Origin of the sequence: Amycolatopsis nalaikhensis (assembly GCF_030264295.1) — a bacterium.
Classification (GTDB): Bacteria; Actinomycetota; Actinomycetes; order Mycobacteriales; family Pseudonocardiaceae; genus Amycolatopsis; species Amycolatopsis nalaikhensis.
This window is the reverse complement of sequence record NZ_CP127173.1, coordinates 8,502,336-8,521,700: the sequence shown is the minus strand read 5'-3', so window position 1 is coordinate 8,521,700 and position 19,365 is coordinate 8,502,336. Positions and strand designations below refer to the sequence as shown.

16 protein-coding genes and 1 pseudogene are annotated in these 19,365 nt (G+C 72.8%); 10 read left to right on the top strand and 7 right to left on the bottom strand.

The features are described 5' to 3' along the window. Positions 1–70: 70 nt before the first annotated feature. Positions 71–3,667, top strand: a complete 3,597-nt coding sequence (locus QP939_RS41380) for a discoidin domain-containing protein (RefSeq protein ID WP_285452075.1) — start codon at positions 71–73, stop codon at positions 3,665–3,667. Here the strand turns inward: QP939_RS41380 and QP939_RS41375 are convergent. Genes QP939_RS41375 through QP939_RS41365 form a run of 3 tightly spaced genes read right to left on the bottom strand, consistent with a single transcriptional unit; the run spans position 3,660 to position 5,394 of the window. Then, a complete protein-coding gene (locus tag QP939_RS41375) occupies positions 3,660–3,827 on the bottom strand; it encodes a hypothetical protein (RefSeq protein WP_285452074.1) in 168 nt (55 codons plus the stop codon). The two genes, QP939_RS41380 and QP939_RS41375, sit on opposite strands and share 8 nt — an antisense overlap. Continuing rightward, positions 3,824–5,050 carry a hypothetical protein gene (locus QP939_RS41370; RefSeq protein WP_285452073.1) on the bottom strand — a complete coding sequence of 409 codons (1,227 nt, stop codon included), beginning with the start codon at positions 5,048–5,050 and terminating at the stop codon, positions 3,824–3,826. The genes QP939_RS41375 and QP939_RS41370 overlap by 4 nt, the downstream gene beginning before the upstream one ends. After that, positions 5,047–5,394 (bottom strand): cupredoxin domain-containing protein, encoded by a 348-nt coding sequence (locus QP939_RS41365; protein ID WP_285452072.1) that lies wholly within the window; start codon positions 5,392–5,394, stop codon positions 5,047–5,049. The genes QP939_RS41370 and QP939_RS41365 overlap by 4 nt, the downstream gene beginning before the upstream one ends. 142 nt (positions 5,395–5,536) lie before the next feature. Between QP939_RS41365 and QP939_RS41360 the strand changes: the two genes are divergently transcribed. The 5 genes and pseudogenes from QP939_RS41360 to fusA all read left to right on the top strand — a co-directional run bounded on the left by QP939_RS41360 (position 5,537) and on the right by fusA (position 12,892). Then, positions 5,537–7,342 (top strand): hypothetical protein, encoded by a 1,806-nt coding sequence (locus tag QP939_RS41360; protein ID WP_285452070.1) that lies wholly within the window; start codon positions 5,537–5,539, stop codon positions 7,340–7,342. A gap of 78 nt (positions 7,343–7,420) precedes the next feature. Then, positions 7,421–9,061, top strand: coding sequence for a PucR family transcriptional regulator (locus QP939_RS41355; protein WP_285452069.1), 1,641 nt, complete (start codon positions 7,421–7,423; stop codon positions 9,059–9,061). A 152-nt stretch (positions 9,062–9,213) separates the two neighbouring features. Then, positions 9,214–10,251 (top strand): hypothetical protein, encoded by a 1,038-nt coding sequence (locus tag QP939_RS41350; RefSeq protein ID WP_285452067.1) that lies wholly within the window; start codon positions 9,214–9,216, stop codon positions 10,249–10,251. Next, the gene (locus QP939_RS41345; protein ID WP_285459962.1) at positions 10,164–10,652 is read left to right on the top strand and encodes a M4 family metallopeptidase; all 489 of its coding nucleotides are present in this window, start codon (positions 10,164–10,166) and stop codon (positions 10,650–10,652) included. Before QP939_RS41350 ends, QP939_RS41345 begins: the two co-directional genes overlap by 88 nt. A gap of 300 nt (positions 10,653–10,952) precedes the next feature. After that, positions 10,953–12,892 (top strand): annotated as a pseudogene (gene fusA, locus QP939_RS41340) (elongation factor G). 578 nt (positions 12,893–13,470) lie between these two features. On the opposite strand, the gene QP939_RS41330 reads toward fusA, so the two are convergent. Together QP939_RS41330 and QP939_RS41325 are read right to left on the bottom strand one after the other, a co-directional pair. Further along, positions 13,471–14,670: a cysteine desulfurase-like protein gene (locus QP939_RS41330; RefSeq protein ID WP_285452064.1), complete on the bottom strand. Its 1,200-nt coding sequence runs from the start codon at positions 14,668–14,670 to the stop codon at positions 13,471–13,473. Between the two features lie 20 nt (positions 14,671–14,690). After that, the gene (locus QP939_RS41325) at positions 14,691–14,912 is read right to left on the bottom strand and encodes a hypothetical protein (protein ID WP_285452062.1); all 222 of its coding nucleotides are present in this window, start codon (positions 14,910–14,912) and stop codon (positions 14,691–14,693) included. Between the two features lie 96 nt (positions 14,913–15,008). On the opposite strand from QP939_RS41325, the gene QP939_RS41320 reads away from it, so the two are divergent. Continuing rightward, the gene (locus QP939_RS41320) at positions 15,009–16,232 is read left to right on the top strand and encodes a glycosyltransferase 87 family protein (RefSeq protein WP_285452061.1); all 1,224 of its coding nucleotides are present in this window, start codon (positions 15,009–15,011) and stop codon (positions 16,230–16,232) included. Here the strand turns inward: QP939_RS41320 and QP939_RS41315 are convergent. Next, the gene (locus QP939_RS41315; protein WP_285452059.1) at positions 16,183–16,620 is read right to left on the bottom strand and encodes a DUF4383 domain-containing protein; all 438 of its coding nucleotides are present in this window, start codon (positions 16,618–16,620) and stop codon (positions 16,183–16,185) included. The genes QP939_RS41320 and QP939_RS41315 overlap by 50 nt on opposite strands. Positions 16,621–16,704: 84 nt before the next feature. Here QP939_RS41315 and QP939_RS41310 point away from each other — a divergent pair, with 84 nt between their 5' ends. The 3 genes from QP939_RS41310 to QP939_RS41300 all read left to right on the top strand — a co-directional run bounded on the left by QP939_RS41310 (position 16,705) and on the right by QP939_RS41300 (position 18,580). Continuing rightward, the gene (locus QP939_RS41310) at positions 16,705–17,166 is read left to right on the top strand and encodes an SRPBCC family protein (protein WP_285452057.1); all 462 of its coding nucleotides are present in this window, start codon (positions 16,705–16,707) and stop codon (positions 17,164–17,166) included. Positions 17,167–17,391: 225 nt separating this feature from the next. After that, a complete protein-coding gene (locus tag QP939_RS41305) occupies positions 17,392–17,760 on the top strand; it encodes a DNA polymerase ligase N-terminal domain-containing protein (protein WP_285452056.1) in 369 nt (122 codons plus the stop codon). Next, the gene (locus QP939_RS41300; RefSeq protein ID WP_285452054.1) at positions 17,747–18,580 is read left to right on the top strand and encodes a dihydrodipicolinate synthase family protein; all 834 of its coding nucleotides are present in this window, start codon (positions 17,747–17,749) and stop codon (positions 18,578–18,580) included. The genes QP939_RS41305 and QP939_RS41300 overlap by 14 nt, the downstream gene beginning before the upstream one ends. A 19-nt stretch (positions 18,581–18,599) precedes the next feature. Here QP939_RS41300 and QP939_RS41295 read toward each other — a convergent pair whose 3' ends face one another. After that, entirely contained in the window at positions 18,600–19,283 is a 684-nt protein-coding gene (locus QP939_RS41295) for a DUF998 domain-containing protein (protein WP_285452052.1), read from the bottom strand. Positions 19,284–19,365: the final 82 nt, after the last annotated feature.

Genomic DNA, 19,365 nt, shown 5'->3' with positions numbered 1-19,365 from the left:
CCCCGCCGGCGCGGCCAACTCCGCGAGGTCCTGCGTCCAGCACGGCTGCCGCTTCGAGAACGGAGTTCGCATGGCGGAGGAGTACGGCATCGGCACGGACGTCGAGCCCGCGGAGGTGGCCGCGGTCTCGCGGCGGCACGTGCTGGCCGCCGGGACCGGGCTGCTCGCCGGGTTCGGCCTCGCGGCCGTCCTGCCCGGGGTCGCGTCGGCCGCGCCCGCCGCGGCCGAGACCCCCAAGACCGACCTGGCCCTCTTCCGGCCGGTGCGGGTCTCGTCGACCGACTACGCAGCGACGCCGGCCGAGTTCGCCGTCGACGGCCTCGCGCAGGTCGGGGTCAAGGGCTCCGGCTGGCGTGCCGCCCAGGGGGACAACCAGTGGATCGTCGTCGACCTGCAGGGCTCCTGCAAGATCGACTCGGTGGTGCTGACCTTCGAGGCCCAGCCCGGCGACCCCGCCTTCGACGCGGGCGCCTCCCGCAGCCACACCAGCGGCTTCGAGATCCAGTCGAGCTACGCGACGGCGTTCGACCTCGACGTCTCCGACGACGGCAAGGCCTGGCGCACCGTCCACCACACCGACGCCGGCGCCGGCGGGGTCGTGACGATCCCGCTCGCCGTCACCGCGCGCTGGGTCCGCTTCACCGCGAGCGGCCGCTCGACGACCAACCCGCTGGGCCTCAACGGCTTCCAGGTGTTCGGCACCAGCCGCGACACCCGGCCCGCGGTCCGCGGCTGGACCAGCTTCCCGGTCCGCCCGAACGACACCCCGCCCGCGCTCGCCGTGGCGGCCGACGGCACCGTGCCGCTCGAGTCCGGCTGGGTCCTCACCATGGACGACTGGGCGCCCACCGGCGACGGCAAGGCGCTCTCGGCGGAGACCGTGGACACGCGGGGCTGGCTCCCGGCGACCGTCCCCGGCACCGTGCTCGCCTCGCTCGTCGAGCAGGGCCAGCTGCCCGACCCGGTGTCGGGCATGAACAACCTGCACGTGCCGGAAGCCCTCTCCCGCCACGCCTGGTGGTACCGCCGCCGCTTCGGCCTCCCGCGCGGCCTAGACACCTCGCCGGGTCGCCATGTCTGGCTCGAGTTCGACGGCGTCAACCACGAGGCGCAGATCTGGCTCAACGGCGCGCGGATCGCCACCCAGAGCCACCCCTTCGGCCGGGGCGCCTACGACGTCACCGCCGCCCTCCGGCGGACCGGCGACCAGGTCCTCGCGGTCAAGATCGCGCCGATGCCGCGACCCGGCAGCCCCGGCGACAAGGGCTCGAACGGCAGCTCCTGGGTCGACGCGGGCAGCACGATGTTCGACAACTCGCCGACCTACCTCGCCGTCTCCGGCTGGGACTGGATGCCCGCGGTCCGCGACCGCGCGTCGGGCATCTGGGACCACGTCCGCCTGCGCTCCACCGGCGCCGCCGTGCTCGGTGACGTCCGCGTCGACACGAAGGTGCCGGACCCGGCCACCGCCGAGGTGACCCTCACCGTCCCGGTCCGCAACGCCGCCGCGACCGCCCAGCGCGTCAAGGTCAGCGCCGCGTTCGGCCCGGTCAGCGTGTCCAGCACGGTCACCGTGCCGGCGGGGGAGACCACCGACGTCGTGTTCCCGAAGCAGGTGGTGAAGAACCCGAAGCTGTGGTGGCCCAACGGCTACGGCGACCCGAACCTCTACGACCTGACGCTCACCGCGGCGATCGGCGCGTCCACGAGCGACCGCCGGAGCGTCAAGATCGGCCTGCGCGAGATCGGCTACCAGTACGACCTGCCGATCGTCATCGCCGACGGCCGCGCGACCCAGACCGTCGACCTCGCCCCGCAGAACGCCCGGTTCGTGCGGATGCTGGGTCTCAAGCGGGCCACCGGCTGGGGCTTCTCGCTCTGGACGATGTCGGTGCTGGACAGCTCGGGCACCGACGTGGCGCAGGGCAAGGCGGCCAGCTCGTTGTCGGTGGCCGACGGCAACCCGCCGGAACGCGCGTTCGACGGCGACCCGAACACCCGCTGGACCTCGGCCTACGAAGACAACCAGTGGCTGCAGGTCGACCTCGGCACCGCGACGGCCTTCGAAAAGGTCGTGCTGACCTGGGAAACCGCCTACGCGGCAACCTTCAAGATCCAGGTGTCGCAGGATGGCGACACCTGGACCGACGCGGCTTCGGTCGACAACAGCCCGAAGCCGCTCACGTTCCTCGTCAACGGCGTCAAGATCTTCGCCCGCGGCGGCAGCTGGGGCTGGGACGAGCTGCTGCGCCGGATGACCGCCGAGCGGACCGACGCCGTCGTCGCGATGCACCGGGACATGAACTTCACGCTGATCCGCAACTGGGTGGGCTCCTCGTACCGGCAGGAGCTGTTCGACGCCTGCGACAAGTACGGCATCCTGCTGTGGAACGAGTTCTGGGACGGCTGGTCGACCGACCCGGCCAACCACGACATCTTCCTGGCGCAGGCGAAGGACACCGTGTTGCGCTACCGCCACCACGCGTGCGCGACGGTCTGGTTCGGCTGCAACGAAGGCACCCCGCCGCCGGTCATCGACAACGCGCTGCGCGACATCGTCCACACCAACACCGACCTGCTCTACCAGGGCAACTCGGCGGGCGGTGTGATCACCGGCGACGGTCCGTACTACTGGCAGGACCCGAAGCGGTACTTCACGGGCGAGGCGACCGGTGGCAAGGCCGGGTTCTGGAGCGAGATCGGGCTGCCGACCGTGTCGGTGGTCGAGAGCATGCGCAACCTGGTCGGCAAGGACGACCCGGGCTGGCCGATCGGCGCGCCCTGGTTCCTGCACGACTGGTCGACCAACGGCAACCAGTCGCCGCAGAGCTACCTCGCGGCGATCGACGCGCGGCTGGCGCCGTCGACGAGCCTGGCGGAGTTCTGCCGCAAGGCGCAGTTCGTCAACTACGAAAGCATGCGCGCGATCTTCGAGGCGTGGAACGCGAAGCTGTGGAACGACGCCACCGGCGTGCTGCTGTGGATGTCGCACCCGGCCTGGCACAGCACGGTCTGGCAGACCTACGACTACGACCTCGACGTCAACGGCAGCTACTACGGCGCGCGCAAGGGCTGCGAGCACTACCACGTCCAGGCCGACCTGACGACGTGGCAGGTGCGGGTGGTCAACCACACGCCGGGCGCGCTGTCCGGCGTCACCGCGACCGCGCGGCTCTACGGTCTCGACGGGAAGGCGCTGGGCCAGGCGCAGGAGCAGAAGCTGGACGTGGCCCCGATTTCGGCGGCGGCCGCGTTCGGCGTGCCGTTCGCCGACGGGCTGCCCGACCTGCACCTGCTGCGGCTGACCCTGACCGACGCGACCGGGGCGGTGATGTCGGAGAACACGTACTGGCGGTACCGGACGGACGCGGCGATGCGGGCGCTCAACCAGCTCCCGGGCGCGCGGCTGACGACGTCGATGCGGGCCGACGGCGACGCGTACACCGCGACGATCCGCAACGACGGCAGCACGGTCGCGGCGATGATCCGGTTGTCGCTGCGGGAGAAGAACGGCACCGACCGCGTGCTGCCGACCCGCTACGGCGACAACTACTTCTGGCTGCTGCCGGGGGAGAGCCGCACGGTCCGCGTCGAGCCGCGGCGCAAGGTGTCGAGCGCGCGGCTGCTGGTCGAGGCGTACAACGTGGCGGCGAAGCTGACTACGTGACGGGTGCGTCGTCGTCTTCCTCGTCCTCCGGCGGCACTTGCCGGCGGGCGAGGAAGATCAGCAGGGCGATGATCGCGACCGGGCCGGTGAACAGGGCGATCTCGTCCCAGCCGCCCTGGTGCATCATCACCACCCGCGCCGCGGTGTCCACTGTGGTCATGCGCCCGACACCAGGGCGATGCCGACGGCGGTGTAGCCGACCATCAGCGCGAGCAGCGGGTACTGGCCCACCGTCCGGTACCCGGCGCGCAGCAGGCCGAGGGCGCGGTCGTGCGCCGAGCCGACCGCCAGGACGTGCCCGAGCACGATCGCGCCCACCTGCACCAGCGCGATGACCGCCGTCGAGACCAGCGTGTAGTCGGCCACGGCGGGGTCGAAGCCGCGCTGGCCTTCGAAGAGCGCGAACGAGAAGTAGTGGGCCACGGTGTAGCCCACCATGATCGGCACCAGCGTGTGCGCGAACCCGGTGTACGGCTCGGTGCCTTTGCGCAGGTACGGCCGCGTCAGCCGGATGCCGCCCACATACGCGGCGGCGGTGAGGGCGATCGCCGCCGCGAGCCCGGCGGTGGCGAGCGGGACCGACGGTGTCAGGTCGTTCCAGAACGGCAGCCGCGTCAAGCCGTCGAACGCCGTCGAGCCGAGGACGACCAGGATCAGCGGGGTCAGGCCGGGGGAGCGGCCGAGGGCGAGCAGCCCGTCGAGCGGCGAACGCACGACCAGGCGTCCGTCGGCCCGCCGCCCGAACGGTGACAGCCCGGCGATGAGCACGGCGTAGACCTCGAAGCCGTCACCGCGGTCGAACCAGCGCGGCCCGAACACCGCGCCGCACGTCACGTGCACCACGGCGTACAGCGTGACGAACCCGGCGATGAGCCGCGGCGAGTCGGAGTGACCCGACGCCAGTTCCAGCCAGAGGAACGCGAGCAGGCTGACGACGGCGGGCCGGTACCCGAGCCGGTCCGGCAGCTCCCGCCGTGCGGGTCCGAACAGCGAAGCCAACGTGCGCAACGGGTTCATGCGCCGCCAGACCGGCCCGGCCAGCAGCGACAGCGGCACGAGCCCGACCCAGAACCACACGTAGAACCACGCGGGCGCCGGGTTGGCGGCCGAGGTGCCCGGGCCGGACCAGGCCATCGCGAGGAACCCGGCGAGACAGACCAGGCCGAGTCCCTTGAGGACGATCGACGTAGCCCGGGCGTCGACGACGCGGGCGAAGGGGAGAGGACGTCCGGCGTCGGCCCCCCGCAGCCGCGGCGTCTTCCACAGCAAGGTGAGCGCGACGAACGACGCGAGCACCGCGGCGGCGCCCGCGTAGAGCGCGAGCCAGAGCGGGACCGGCAGGTCGGACCGCCCGCCGAGCCCGTGGGCCAGGACGATCGTCACGCGCCGACCCGCAGCTGGGTCAGCTTCGCGCCGCTGTGGTGCAGCTCGACCTCGAACAACCCCGGCACGTCGGCGGTGAACGCCACCGAACCCGGTTTGCCCGCCGTCAGCTCCACCTCCTTGTCGTAGCCGTGGACGTGCAGCTCGTCGTCGGCGTCCGTGGTGACCTCGATCCGGACGGCCTGCCCGCGGGCGACCTCGAGCCGCTCGGGTCCGGCCACCCGCTTGCCGCCCTGCACGGTGAACCGCGCGAGCTGTTCACCGGCGGCCGGGGGCGCCGCCGGACCGCCGCACCCGGCCACCAGCAACGCCGCCACCAGCACCGGCGCCAGGATCCGCCGCATCGAGCCGTCCTCTCTCACCTGCGGGATGTCCGGTTGCGGGCACCCCGGGGTTGCCCGGGCGGTTCGCCCGGCTTATCGTGTGACCAACAGTAACAGTTACTTTGGTTCACGGAATCGGCCCTCGACGAGGAAGGCACGTGCGATGGTCCTGGCGCAGGAGAGCAGCCCGCCTGCCGGAGGTGCCCAGTTCGGCCAGATCGTCGTCGCCGGGCTGATGTTCCTGCTGGTCTTCTTCCCGCTGGCGATCTTCGTCCTGCGGGCGCGGGCGGGCAAACGGACGCTCGTCGGCCGCCTCGCCGACTGGTCGGGCGAGCTGTCCGGCCTGCCGCGCTGGGCGGCGCTGCCGATGTTCGTCGCGTTCCTCTCCGGCATGGCCGCGCTGATCGGCGTCTACTGGGACGTCCCGATCCACATGGAGCTCGGCCGCGATGAGGGACCGCTGGCCAACCCCTCGCACTACCCGATCTACTTCGGGCTGATGGGCATCTTCGCCAGCGGCGTGCTGAGCGCCGCGCTCGCGAAGGGCAACCTCCCGAAGCGCACCTTCAAGCTCGGCCCGCACTGGCGGGTGCCGATGGGCAGCGTCCAGATGATGCTGACCGGACTCGTCGGCATCGGCGGCTTCCCGCTCGACGACGTCTGGCACCGCCTCTTCGGCCAGGACGTCACCGAGTGGGGCCCGACGCACGTGCTCATGATCGGCGGCGGCGTCGGGGTGGTGATCGGGCTGCAGCTGCTGCTCGCCGAAGCCCGCCAGGTCGGCGCCACCGGCCCGGTCGTGCGGCTGCTCGGCCCGGTGCTGGCGGGCGCGTGGATGATGGGCGCCTCGGCGTTCCTCATGGAGTTCGACCTCGGCGTGCCGCAGTTCCCGATGCTCGCGCAGGTGGTGCTCGTCGGGCTGATCGGCAGCTGGACGCTCATCTGCGGACGGCTGTCGTGGGGCCCGGGCGGCGCGCTGATCGTGGTCGCCGTGCTGCTGGTCTCCCGTGCCGTCTTCTCGGTGATCCCGCTGGTGGCGGACCTGCACGTCGCGTCGCTGCTGCCGTACGTCGCCGAAGCCGTCGTGATCGAGGTCGTCGCCTTGCTCGTGCGCGGGCCGCTCTTCCCGGTCGCGGCCGGGCTGGCGAGCGGCACCCTGGGCCTGCTCGGCGAATGGGCGTTCTCGCAGTGGCTGATGCCGGACCCGTGGCCCGCCGCGGAGCTCGGGCTGTTCCTGCTCTTCGGCGCGGCCGCGAGCGTCGCGGGCGCGCTGGTGGGGGCGTGGCAGTACCAACGGATCGAGGACGTCGCCGCGGGGATCCGCCGCCGTCAGGCGTTCGGCGCCCGGCATGGCGCCGGGCTCGTCGGCGCGCTCGGCGCCGTCGCGCTGATGGCGACGGTCGCCGTCCCGCTCGCCCCGCCGCCGGGACTCGCCGCCGACGTCCGGCTGACGGAAGCCGCGGCGGGCCAGGAGATCTCCAACCCGCACGGCGGCGGCACGCCCCGCTGGGTCGACGCGACCGTGACGATCACCCGGGCCGACCTCGCCGACGACGCTGTCTGGCTCACCGGATTCGCTTGGCAGGGCGGCGACTTCTACTCCGCGCCGCTGGAGAAGATCGGCCCCGGCGCCTACCGCACGGCCGAGCCGCTCCCGGTCTTCGGGCAGTGGAAGACGGGGATCCGGCTGCACGTCGCCAACCGCATGATGGCGCTCGCGCCGATCTACGCGCCCGCCGACCCGGCGGCCAACGCCCAGGTCATCGCAGCCGAGTCCGGGAAGCGCGACTTCGTCTCGGAGATCTCCTTCCTGCAGCGGGAACGCAAGACCGACACCCCGCTCGTGCTCTGGACGGTGGCCTACGTCGTGGTCGGCCTGATCTTCGCCGGGATGTGGGCGGTGTTCGCGTGGCTCTACGCGGCGGCGGCGTCCGGCAACCCGGCGCGACGCCGCGAGACCGCGAGCTAGTGGCCGCGGACGAACTCGGGGGCTGATTTGGTGCCTGCCGACGAACTAGGCTGGGGTCTGCCCGCCTAGCTTCGGGAGGTGCTCGTTTCGGTGAACCTGCGCCCGCACGCCAGCCTCGGCCGCGTCCTCGACGACCTGGGCGGCACCCTCCTGGACCTCGTGCTCGGGGACGGTGACCGGCCCGGCGGCATCGGCGGCGTCGCCATCCACGACCCCCTCGACGAACCCGCGCTGCCGCAGCACGCGCTGGTGCTGGGCGTCGGACTCGCCGAGCCGGACGAGGTGGTGCGGCAGCTGCGCACCCTGTCCCGCCACGACGCGGCCGGGCTCGTGCTGCGCGCGCCCGTCACGGTGACGGCCGCGATCAAGGCGGCCGTCGAGGAAACCGGCGTCGCGCTGCTGAGCCTCGCCCGCGGCGCGTCCTGGGCGCAGCTCGCGGCGATGCTGCGGTCGCTGCTCGCCGAGGGCGACGTCGGCGACGCCGAACCCGAGACGCTGGCCGGATTGCCGTCGGGGGACCTGTTCGCGGTGGCCAACGCGATCGGCGCGTTGATCGACGCGCCGGTGACGATCGAGGACCGGCGCTCCCGGGTGCTCGCGTTCTCCGGCCGCCAGGACGAAGCCGACCCCTCCCGCGTCGAGACGATCCTCGGGCGGCAGGTGCCGGAGCGGTTCTCCCGGATGCTGGCCGACCGAGGGGTGTTCCGCGAGCTGTACCGCACCGACCAGCCGGTGTACGTCGACCGGCCGCAGGGGAGCCCGGACGGGTTCATGATCCCCCGCGTCGCCGTCGCGGTCCGCGCGGGTGACGAGGTGCTGGGTTCGATCTGGGCCGCGGTGCGCGAACCCCTGACCCCGGACCGGACGCAGGCACTCTGCGACGCGGCCCGCCTGGTCGCGCTGCACCTGCTGAGGGTCCGCGCGGGTGCCGACGTCGAACGGCGGCTGCGAGCGGACCTGCTGAGCACGGCGCTGGAGGGCGGGGCGGGCGCGCGCGAGGCGTTGAGCCGCCTGGGTTTGGGGGACCAGCCGGTAGTGGTGCTCGCGTTGGCGGTGCTCGAAAACGGCGAGGAGGACGCCGAACTGGCCACTGAACGGCAGCGCTTGGCCGACGGCTTGGCGATGCACCTGAGCGCGGTGCACCCGCGTTGTGCGGCGGCGCTCGTCGGCCAGACGGCCTACGGCCTGGTGCCGGTATCGCGCGACGCGGACTGGGAGCGGCGCGCTTCGCGGATCGCGAAGGACTTCCTGGACCGCGTCGGCGACCGCATCCGCGCGGTGATCGGCATCGGCCCGGTGGCGCGCAGCGCGGCCGAGCTGCCGGAAGCCCGCGACAGCGCCGACCGGGCGTTGCGGGTGCTGCGATCGGGCAGCAGGGCGGGCCGCCGGGTCGCGCTGCTGGCCGACGTGCACGTCGAGGCGCTGCTGCTGGAGCTGCAGGATCTGGTGGCCGCCCGCGGTGATCGCCCGACCGGCCCGGTCGCGCGGCTGCTGGACTACGACGAGCAGCACCACGCGCACCTGGTCGAGACGTTGCGAGCCTGGCTCGACGCCTTCGGTGACGTCATCGCGGCTTCGGCGGCGGTCCACGTGCACCCCAACACGTTCCGGTACCGCCTGCGGCGGCTCGCTGAGGTGGGCGGCTTCGACATGACCGACCCGGAAGCGCGGTTCGCCGCGATGCTGCAGCTGCGGGTGGTCGCGCCGCCCGCGTCCTGAAGCCCTCTGTCCGAAATGTCGGTGATTAACCACCGGTTGGCCGATGCTATGTGGTGAGTTACCTACTTTCAGCCGGTGTGCCGCACCTTCGGGGCATGTGACCCTGCTCGGACTTCACGACAGGTGATCAAGCTTCCACGGAGGTGTACCGGGTGTCACGCAAACGGATCATCGCAGGGACGGCGGCGGTGAGCGCGGCCGTCGTCGCGGTGTCGCTCGCCACGACTAGCTCGCCGGCCTACGCGACCATCGCGCAGCCGTCGATGCACGCGGTGGACTCCCTCGCGATGCCGTTCGGCAGCGTCCTGCGGTCGCAGCAGGAGATCGGCGGGGTGCCGGTGTTCGGCGGCCAGCTGGTCCAGCTGCGCGACAAGGCGGGCGCGGTGCTCGCGACGCACGGCCGGACCACGAAGAAGACCGCGGGTGCCTTCCCGGACAGCGACGCGGGTGCCGCCGACGCCGCCATCGCGGACGTCGCGAAGCGCACCGGCCTGCCCGCGAACACGCTGAAGGCCGACGCGCCCCGCGCGTACTGGTACGACGCCACCCTCGGCGGCGCGAAGGGCGACGGCGTCGCCGTGCCGACCTACCAGGTCACCGTGCACGGCGAGAAGCTGAACGACAAGTGGACCGAGGTCGTCAAGGCCGGGACCGCCGACATCGTCACCTCCTGGTCGGAGGTCCGCGAGGCCAACCGCGACGTCTGCGACGCGAACCGCAAGGTGGTCAGCGGGTCCACCGCCTCGGTCCGCTGCGGCACGGCGTTCGACGTCACCCGCACGGAGGGCGGCGCCGAGTCGAGCGTCGCCGACGTCAACAACGTCTACACGTTCTTCGGCCAGGCCTCGGACTTCTACCAGAAGTACGTCAACGTCGACCTCACGAAGCTGATCGGCGCCGACTACCGCGACGGCACCGGCAAGGCGCTGCGCGGCACCGTCCGGATCTGCGTCGACGGCGAATGCCCGTTCGCCAACGCGTTCTGGGACGGCGAGCAGATGGCCTTCGGCGAGGGCGTCACCACCGACGACATCACCGGCCACGGCTCACCCACGGCGTCACCCAGCACACCTCCGGGCTCAGCGGCGGCCAGGCCGACTCGATCAACGAAGGCCTGTCCGACGTCTTCGGCAAGTTCATCGGCATCACGTCGAACGACCCCAACGACACCGGCGAGAACCGCTGGCTGATCGGCGCGGGCTCGTCGCTGGGCGCGATCCGGAACATGAAGGACCCGCGCTCGTCGCTCAAGCCCCAGCCCGACATGGTCAACGGCCCCGGCTGGGACACGAACAACCCGGACGAGCACATCAACGACGGCGTCGTCAACAAGGCCGACTACCTGATCACCGACGGCGACACGTTCAACGGCCAGACCGTGCGCGGCCTCGGCCTCGACAAGTCCGTCCAGATCTGGTGGGGCGTCGAGAACACGCTCACCCAGAGCGCGACGTTCAAGGACGTCGGCGACGCCCTCAACTCCTCGTGCGCGGCGCTCGCCAAGGCGGGCACGGCCGGGATCACCACCGACGACTGCGCGCAGGTCGGCAACGCGGTGAAGGCGACCCAGCTGGACCAGGACCCCAGCTGAGTCCCGCGCGAAAGGCCACCCCGGCGCGTCCGGGGTGGCCTTTCGTGTACGCGGAAAACCCGTTGGCGGCCGGGCGGGCCGCCAGTACTCTGCTCCGGAACCAGACCGCGTCGAAGGAGGGGAGCGAGCCGTGCGCATCGCCGTCGTTCCCCGTCCGCGGTCCGAGGTGATCCTCGTGTCCCCGCGCTCCCGGTGCCTGCCGCGCGGCTCGCACCGGCACCCGTGACGCACTCCACTGTGGACTGACGCGCACGGGCGAATCGCGCTGCCCTGCCCGGATCATCCACAAAGGACCGCGCCATGCGCACGCACGACCTCACCACCGTCCGCAACCTCGGCATCCTCGCCCACGTCGACGCGGGCAAGACCACCGTCACCGAACGGATCCTGCACCGCACCGGAGCCACCCACAAGACGGGCGAGGTCCACGACGGCACCACCGTCACCGACTTCGACCCGCAGGAACGCGACCGCGGCATCACGATCTTCGCCGCGGCGGTCAGCTGTACCTGGGACGGCCACCGGCTCACCCTCATCGACACGCCCGGCCACGTCGACTTCACCGCCGAGGTCGAGCGGTCGCTGCGGGTCCTCGACGGCGCGGTCGCGGTGTTCGACGCGGTGGCCGGTGTCGAGCCGCAGAGCGAAACCGTGTGGCGGCAGGCGGACCGGCACGGCGTGCCGCGCATCGCGTTCGTCAACAAGCTCGACCGCGCGGGTGCGGACCTCGACAGAGCGGTCGCGTCCATCCGGGCGCGGCTGCACCCGGCGCCGCTGGTCGTGCAGCTGCCGATCGGGCGCGAGGACGGCTTCCGCGGTGTCGTCGACCTGGTGCGCTTGCCGTCGGACGCGCCGGACGAGGCGCGGCGACGGCGTCGGGTGCTGGAAGAGGCGGTCGCCGAGCTGCATCCGGTGGCGCTGGAGGAGTTCTGCGCGACCGGGAGGGTGTCGGCGGAGACGTTGGAGAAGGCGTTGCGCGAGTTGACGTTGAGCGGCGACGGGCTGGTGGTGCTGTGCGGCGCGGCCTACCGCGACCACGGGATCGAGCCGCTGCTCGACGCGGTGGTGGCGTACCTGCCGTCCCCGGCGGACGTCCCGCCGGTGCGGGCCGACCGGCCCGCGAACCCGGCGGCACCGGTGGCGGCGCTGGTGTTCAAGGTCGTCGCGACGGCGACGGGACGGCTGACGTACGTGCGGGTCTACTCGGGAACGCTGCGGAAGGGGGACCAGGTGCGCGACGCGGGGCGGACGGAACGCATCGCGCGGGTCCTGCGCGTCCAGGCCGACCGCCATTCCGAAGTGGACTGTGCGGTGGCGGGCGACATCGTGGCGGTGGCGGGCCCGAAGGCGGCGCGCGTCGGCGCGACGCTGTGTGCACCGGAGGCCCCGGTGGTGCTGGAGCCGCCGGTGACGGCGGACCCGGTGGTCTCGGTGGCGGTGGAAGCCCGTCGCCCGGGCGACAGCGAGCGGCTGACGTCGGCGTTGGCCGGGTTGGCCGAGGAGGACCCGTCCTTGGTGGTGCGGTCCGACGCGGAGACGGGCCAGACGGTGCTGTCGGGGCTGGGTGAGCTGCACCTGGAGGTGGCGGTGGAGAAGCTGCGCCGCGACCGCGGCCTGGAGGTGGCGGTGGGCCGGCCGTCGGTGGCCCACCGCGAGACGGTGGTCCGCGGGGTGGCCGGCATGCTGTACCGGCACGTCAAGCAGGACGGCGGCGCGGGCCAGTTCGCGCACGTGGTCTTGGACGTGTCGCCCGCACCGGAAGGGTTCGAGTTCACGTCGTCGGTGGCCGGCGGCCGGGTACCGCGGGAGTACATCCGCGCGGTCGAGGCGGGCTGCCGGGACGCGCTGGCGGAGGGACCGCTGGGCGGCCACCGGTGACGGGCTTGCGGGTCCGGCTTTCCGACGGGGCGACGCACCCGAAGGACTCGTCGGAGCTGGCGTTCCGCACGGCGGGCCGGTTGGGGTTGCGCGCGGCGTTGCGGGCGTGCGAGCTGCGGCTGCTCGAGCCGGTGGCGGAGGTGGCGGTGACGGTGCCATCGGAGGCGGTCGGCGGAGTGCTCGGCGACTTGGCGGCCCGCCGCGGCCGCGTGGCGGGTTCGACGGTGCGGTCGGGCACGGCGCTGGTGACGGCGACGGTGCCGGTGGCGGAGCTGTTCGGCTACGCGGACCGGCTGCGGAGCCGGTCCCAGGGCCGGGGCACGTTCACCGCCCGGCCCGCCGGGTTCGCGCTGGTGCCGTGAGGTGAGGGTGGTGGGTCGGGAGATCCGGTCCACCACCCCACCCAGCCCGCCTCACTCAGCCGCCCGACCCCGCCCGCTTCACCCCGCCCGCTTGGCCCAGCCTGCTTGAGCCCAGCCCGTCCAACTCCGCGCGCTTGGCCCAGCCCGCTTGACTCAGCTCGCCCGACTCCGCGCGCTTGGCCCAGCCCGCTTGACTCAGCTCGCCCGACTCCGCGCGCTTGGCCCAGCCCGCTTGACTCAGCTCGCCCGACTCCGCGCGCTTGGCCCAGCCCGCTTGGCCCAGCTCGCCCGACTCCGCGCGCTTGGCCCAGCCTGCTTGACCCCAGCCCGTCCAACTCCGCGCGCCTGACCCAGCCCCCTGATCCAGCCCGCCCTACTCCGCCCGCCCGTGCCAGAGGAGGTCGCGAATGAGTCATTCGCGACCTCTGGCGCCGCGAATGACTCATTCGCGACACCCGCCGGGCCGCCTCGGACCCCCGGGGAAGGTCTTGAATGAGTCATTCAGGTCTTCGGAGGTCCTGAATGACTCATTCAAGACGCGCCGGGCGGGCGACCCCAGCACCCCCGGCGGGTGATGCTCAGCCGCGGGGGACCGACTCCACCCCGGCGAGCAGCCGGTCCACGTCGTCCTCCGTCGTGTACGGCGCGATCCCGGCCCGCACCGCACCCGTGTCACCCAGCCCCAAATGCCGCGAACACTCGATCGCGTAGAAACTCCCCGCCGGGGCATTCACCCCTGCCGCCCCGAGGTGCTCGTAAACCGCCTGCGAAGCCACCCCGTCGACGGAAAACAGCACCGTAGGAGTCCGATGCCGCGCAGCCCGTCCATACCGGGTCACGCCGGGAATCCCCGCCAACCCGGCATCAAGCCGAGCGAGCAGCGCGCTCTCGTACGCCTCCAACGCGGCAAGAGAAGCGACAAGCCGCTCCCGCCGCGCACCCGACCCGGGAACCAAACCGGCAAGAAAATCCACCGCGGCGGTCGTGCCCGCCAGCAGTTCGTAAGGCAGCGTCCCCAGCTCGAACCGCTCCGGCACCGCATCCGTAGAGGGCAGCAGCTTGTCCGGCCGCAGCGTCTCGAGCAGCGAAGGCGCCGCCACGACAAGCCCCAGGTGCGGCCCGAGGAACTTGTACGGCGAGCACGCGTAGAAGTCGGCGCCCAGGGCGCTGACGTCGACGGGCGCGTGTGGGGTCAGGTGGACGCCGTCGACGTAGAGCAATGCTCCCGCCTCGTGTACGGCCGCGGCGATGGCCGGGATGTCCGGTCGCGTCCCCAGCAGGTTCGACGCCGCCGTCACCGCCACCAGCCGCGTGCGGGAAGACAGCAGCGCGGCGATCTCGGACGGGTCCAGCTCACCCGTCGCCGGGTCGAACGACGCCCAGCGCACCGTCGCCCCGGCCGCCGCCGCGGCCTGGACCCACGGGCGGATGTTCGCGTCGTGGTCCAGGCGGGTCACGAGCACCTCGTCGCCCGGGCCCCAGCTCTTCGCCAGCGTCCGGGAGAAGTCGTACGTCAGCTGCGTCATGCTGCGGCCGAACACGACCCCGGCCGGGTCGGCCGCGAGCAGGTCGGCGACGGCCTGGCGCGCCTCGGCCACCACCGCGCTCGCCCGGCGCTCGGCGGCCGTGACGACGCCGCGGTTGGCGATCGCCGCGCAGAGCGTCCCGGCCACGGCCTCGCCGACGACGTCGGGAACCTGCGAGCCGCCCGGGCCGTCGAAGTGCGCGGCGGACAGGCTGGGGAAGTGCTTGCGGATCGTCTGCACGTCGTAGCTCATGGCGCCAGCGTGCCAGGAACTCAGCGGTTGCGGGGGTGCCGGCGGGCCTGCCGCTCGTTGCCGTGCTTGTAGTTGCCGGTCACGCGGGCCATCAGCAGCTGCGGGTCGTCGCCCCGCTCGGCGGCGGCCAGGAACCGTGCGGCGGCCGCGCCGCGCAGGGTGCCGGCCGGGCGGCCGTGGTGCGTGATCGTCACGGTGCCCTGCTCGTCGGTGCGGAAGGCGAAGCCGGTCGGTGTCCCCATCCGCCCAGCGTGGCACGGCGGGCAACGGGTTTTCCCGGGTTCCGTCCGGGGGTTTCCCGGATGGCGCCCACGCCGGGAACCGACAGAATGCGAGAGGTGATCAACGGGGTGCGGGCCAAGTACGCGCTGGTGGGGGCGCAGCTGCTGGTGCTGGCGGTCGTGCTGGTGTCGTACAACGACGGCCGGGTGCGGTTCCCGGCGTACCGCGTCGACCTGGACGTCTACCGGCTGGGCTCGGCGGCTCTGCTGCACGGCGAGGCCCTGTACGGCACGCTCCCGCCCACCGGCGACGGCCAGCTCCTGCTGTTCACCTACCCGCCGTTCGCCGCGATCCTGCTGGCCCCGCTGAGCGTGCTCCCGTACTGGGCCGCCTGCCTCCTGGTCACCCTGCTGACGATGGGGCTGCTGGCCCTGGTCCTGGTGACGGTCCTGCGGGCGCTCGGCGCGCGGTGCGACTGGCAGCGCGTCGCGGCGCTGCTCCTGGCCGCCGAAGTGCTGGAGCCGGTGCTGCGCACGGTCTACGCGGGCCAGATCGACCTCCTCCTGCTGGCCCTGGTCGTGCTGGACGTCCTCGTCGACACCCCGCGGTGGCCACGCGGGCTGCTGATCGGCATCGCGGCCGCGATCAAGCTCACCCCGGCCGTGTTCCTGCTGTACTTCCTGCTCCGCCGGGACGGCCGCGCGGCGCTCACCGCCGTCGTCACCTTCCTGGCCGCGACGGCCCTGGGCTTCTTGCTCGCCGGGGCGGACTCGGTCCGGTACTGGACCGGCGCGCTCTGGGACACCGGCCGGGTGGGGGAGCCGACCTACGCGGGCGACCAGTCGCTGCTGGGCCTGCTGGCCCGGCTCGGCGTGCCGCCGGACGCGCGCACCGCGTGGTGGCTGCCGCTGGTGGCGCTCGTGCTCGTGCTGACCGCGTTGGGTGTGCGCCGCGCGCTCGCCGCCGGGGAGCGTGTCGTCGCGCTCGGCCTCAACGCCGTCGGCGGGCTGCTCGTCTCGCCGATCTCCTGGACGCACCACTGGGCCTGGGCCGTGGTCGTGCTGCTCGGCTGGGCGGAGCTGGCACGCCGCACGCGACGGCGCGGGTTCGCGGCCCTGGCCGGCGTGGGTGCCGTGCTGTTCGTCGGGGGCCCGCAGTGGTGGTGGCCGCGCGGTGGTGAGGTCGAGAGCCGGTGGAACTTCGTCCAGCAGCTCACCGGGAACGGGTATGTCCTCTTCGGACTGGTCGTGCTGGTCACCGCCGTCGTGGCACGGTTCCCGCGCGACGACGTCAGCGGCGCCGTCCCGGCCCGCGCCGCAGCCAGCCCGCTCCCAGGATGAGCATCGCCGTCCCCAGGCCGAGCGCGAGGCAGACGCCCGCGGTGTTCATGGGCAGCACGTCGGTGACCGTGGACGGCAGCGGCAGCAGCCCGGCGAGCCCGGCCACCGCGTAACCCGTGCCGGCGGCGACCAGGAACCAGGCGGCCAGGCGCGAGGAGCGCGTGCAGAACACGGCGGCGGCGCCGGTCAGCAGGTGCACCAGCGTCCACGGCCCGGACACCGCGAAGACCCCGAACAGGCTGCGCGCGGAGCCGTCGCCCACCGTGACCCCCGGCATCAGCTCGAACGCGCCCAGCACGAGGAACAGCAGGCCGATGAGCATGCCCATGCCCTGCACCGGAGCGGGGCCCCGCTTCGGCACTCTGGCCTCGGGTTCGGTGGTCGCCATGCTGTTCGGATTCCCCGTCCGGGGGCTTTTAATGCACCGCGGCGGGGGTAACCGGGGGCGGAACCGGCCGAGGAGGAGCTGACGATGACCGAGTACCGCCACACCGCGACCGCCGACGTCCCCGCCGACGAGCTGTTCGCCTTCCTGAGCCACCCCGAGAACCTGCCGCGGTACTTCCCGGAGATGAAGGTGGCCGAGCCGAAGGGCGGCGACAGCGTGCACGTCGAGGCCGAGGTCCACGGCGACCGCGTCGCCGGCGAGGCGTGGCTGCGCACCGACTCGGCGACGCGCTCGCTGACCTGGGGCGCGGAAGGCCCCGACGACTACCACGGCGAGCTGCGGATCGACGAGCAGAGCCCGACGTCGTCGGAGATCACGGTGACGCTGCACAGCGTCCGCGAAGCCGACGGCGACGAGGTCCAGCAGGGCCTCGAGCGCACGGTGGCGGCGATGACGCACGCGGCCACGGCCGACGCCGACGTGGCGGCCGCCGAGAGCCAGGGCGGCTGGAGCTCCTACGACGACAAGGGCGGCTCGCCCAGCTGAGCCGGTCAAGACCAGGAGGAGCGGACCCCGCCGCGCAGACGTGCGTATAACGACCTATACCGCATCGCTTCCGACAACTCCCCTCCGCCGGAGTCCCGAAACCAGCGCGGCGACGCCGAACAGTCCACAAGCGACACCCGCGGCCGGGGAACCGAACCCGTTGTACCGGCGCGGAGCCCAGTACGTCGGCGCCAGGCTGGTGCTGCGGTCTGGCATCGTGGGGGAGTGAGCGAGCGACCGGCATTCGTGCTGCACGAGCACTGGCGCCCGCGGCACCACTTCGACCTGCGGCTCGAAGAGGACGGCGTGCTGCGTTCGTGGGCGGTGCCGCGCGGGCTCCCGCCGGACGCGGCCGGCGACCGGCTGGCGGTCGCCGTGCCCGACCACGCCCTCGACCACCTCGGGTACGAGGACGAGACGAAGAAGATCGCCGACACGGGCTGGTGGGAGGAGCACGACCGCACGGACCGGCGAATCCTGTTCACCCTGCACGGCCGGGCGGGCGCGGTGCGGTACGCGCTGATCCGCACGGCCCGCGACTGGCTGCTGCACCGCACCCGCGACCAACCGGGAGGCGCCGATGCCCCGCGCTGAAGTCCTGTCCGCGACCCCGACGCTCTTCCGCGACGACGGTTCGTTCGACGAAGCCGCCAACGTCGCTCTGTTGACTCGGTTGCACGGCCGGGTCGACGGCGTCTTCGTCGCGGGGACGACGGGGGAGTTCCCGGCTTTGGACCGGGCCGAGCGGCGCAGGCTCGCCGAACTGGCGCTCGACGTCTTCGGCCCGGCGCGGACGATCGTGCACGTGGGCGCGGCGAGCACGCGGGAGGCGGTCGTGCTGACGGCGGACGCCCTGGCGGCGGGGGCCGCGCGATTGGCCGTGATCACGCCGTATTACCTGCCCGCGGACGCCGACGCGGTGCGGCGGCACTTCGCCGCGGTGAGTGACGCGGCGGGGGACGCCGAGGTTTACGGCTATCTCTTCCCGGACCGCACGGGTGTCACGGTGACGGCGGAGGAGTTCGCCGCGACGGGTCTGCGGGGCGGGAAGTTGTCCGGGGTCGCGGCCTTGGAGTTCGCCCGGTTTCGCGAGGCCGCGCCCGAGGCCCGGTTCTGGTCGGGTGCGGATACGGATCTGGCGGCGGTGGCGCGCGGTGGTGGGGTGGGCATCGTGTCGGGTTTGTCGTCGGCGTTCCCGGAGCCGTTCACGGACCTGGCGGCCGCGGTCGAGGCTGAGGATGGGGAGGCTGAGCTGGTGGCTCAGGCTCGCGCTGATGAGGTGCTCGCTGTGCTGGGCGGGACTGTGGGTGGGATCAAGGAGGCGGTGCGGCAGCTCGGCATCGGTTCTGGGGTGACGCGGATGGCGGTGCCAGTGCCGCCGGTCGAGCGGATCGCGGCCTACCTGCGGGGCTGAACCCGCGCGGGCGAGCCACCTACGCCCGCGCCTGCGCCCGCCCCGGCCGCATCGCTCGGTGCGCCCAGTGGCCCAACACCGCGAGCAGCGCGATCTCCAGCACCATCATCAGCCGCTCCACCAGGCCCGTCGCCACCGTCGGGAGGTGGCCGCCGAGGAGGACGTTCACCGTGAACGGCACGATGAACGGCAAGTAGAACGGGATCGCCGCCAGTGCCAGGCGCCGCGACCACGTCGCGAACCGGTGCCAGCGCGGGTCGTCGCGGTGCCGCCTGCCCAGCGCCCAGCCGACCACCGGCAGGCTCAAGCATGTCACCGCCGAGGCGTACAAATGGATCTTGCCCGTCGCCGTGATCGCGCCACCCTGCGGGTCCTTCGCGAAGACCGCGACCGCCAGCAGGCTCACGCACCACAGCACCTTCGCCGCCACCAGCGCCGGGTTCGCCAGCAGCCCACGACGGCGCAACGCGACCAGCAGCACCGCCGACCCCGTGCTCGTCAAGATCAGCGCGCCGTCCCACAACCAGCGTCCGGGGACCAGCGCGTAGTCACTGAGCATCGCGCTGACCGGGTCGAGCGGGGCCAGGCTCCGGTCGAGGTGCAGCACGGCGAGCAGCACGAGCGCGACGGCGAACGCGGCTTGGGCGCCGGGCACGAGCAGCCGGGCGCGGAGACGGGGACGGACGGGTGCGGGGGCCAGCATGCAGGAAAACACTCCGGGACGGCTCGGCTGGTTCAGGCGGAGCCGCGGACGCTACCCGTGACCATTCCGTGACCACCGCGCA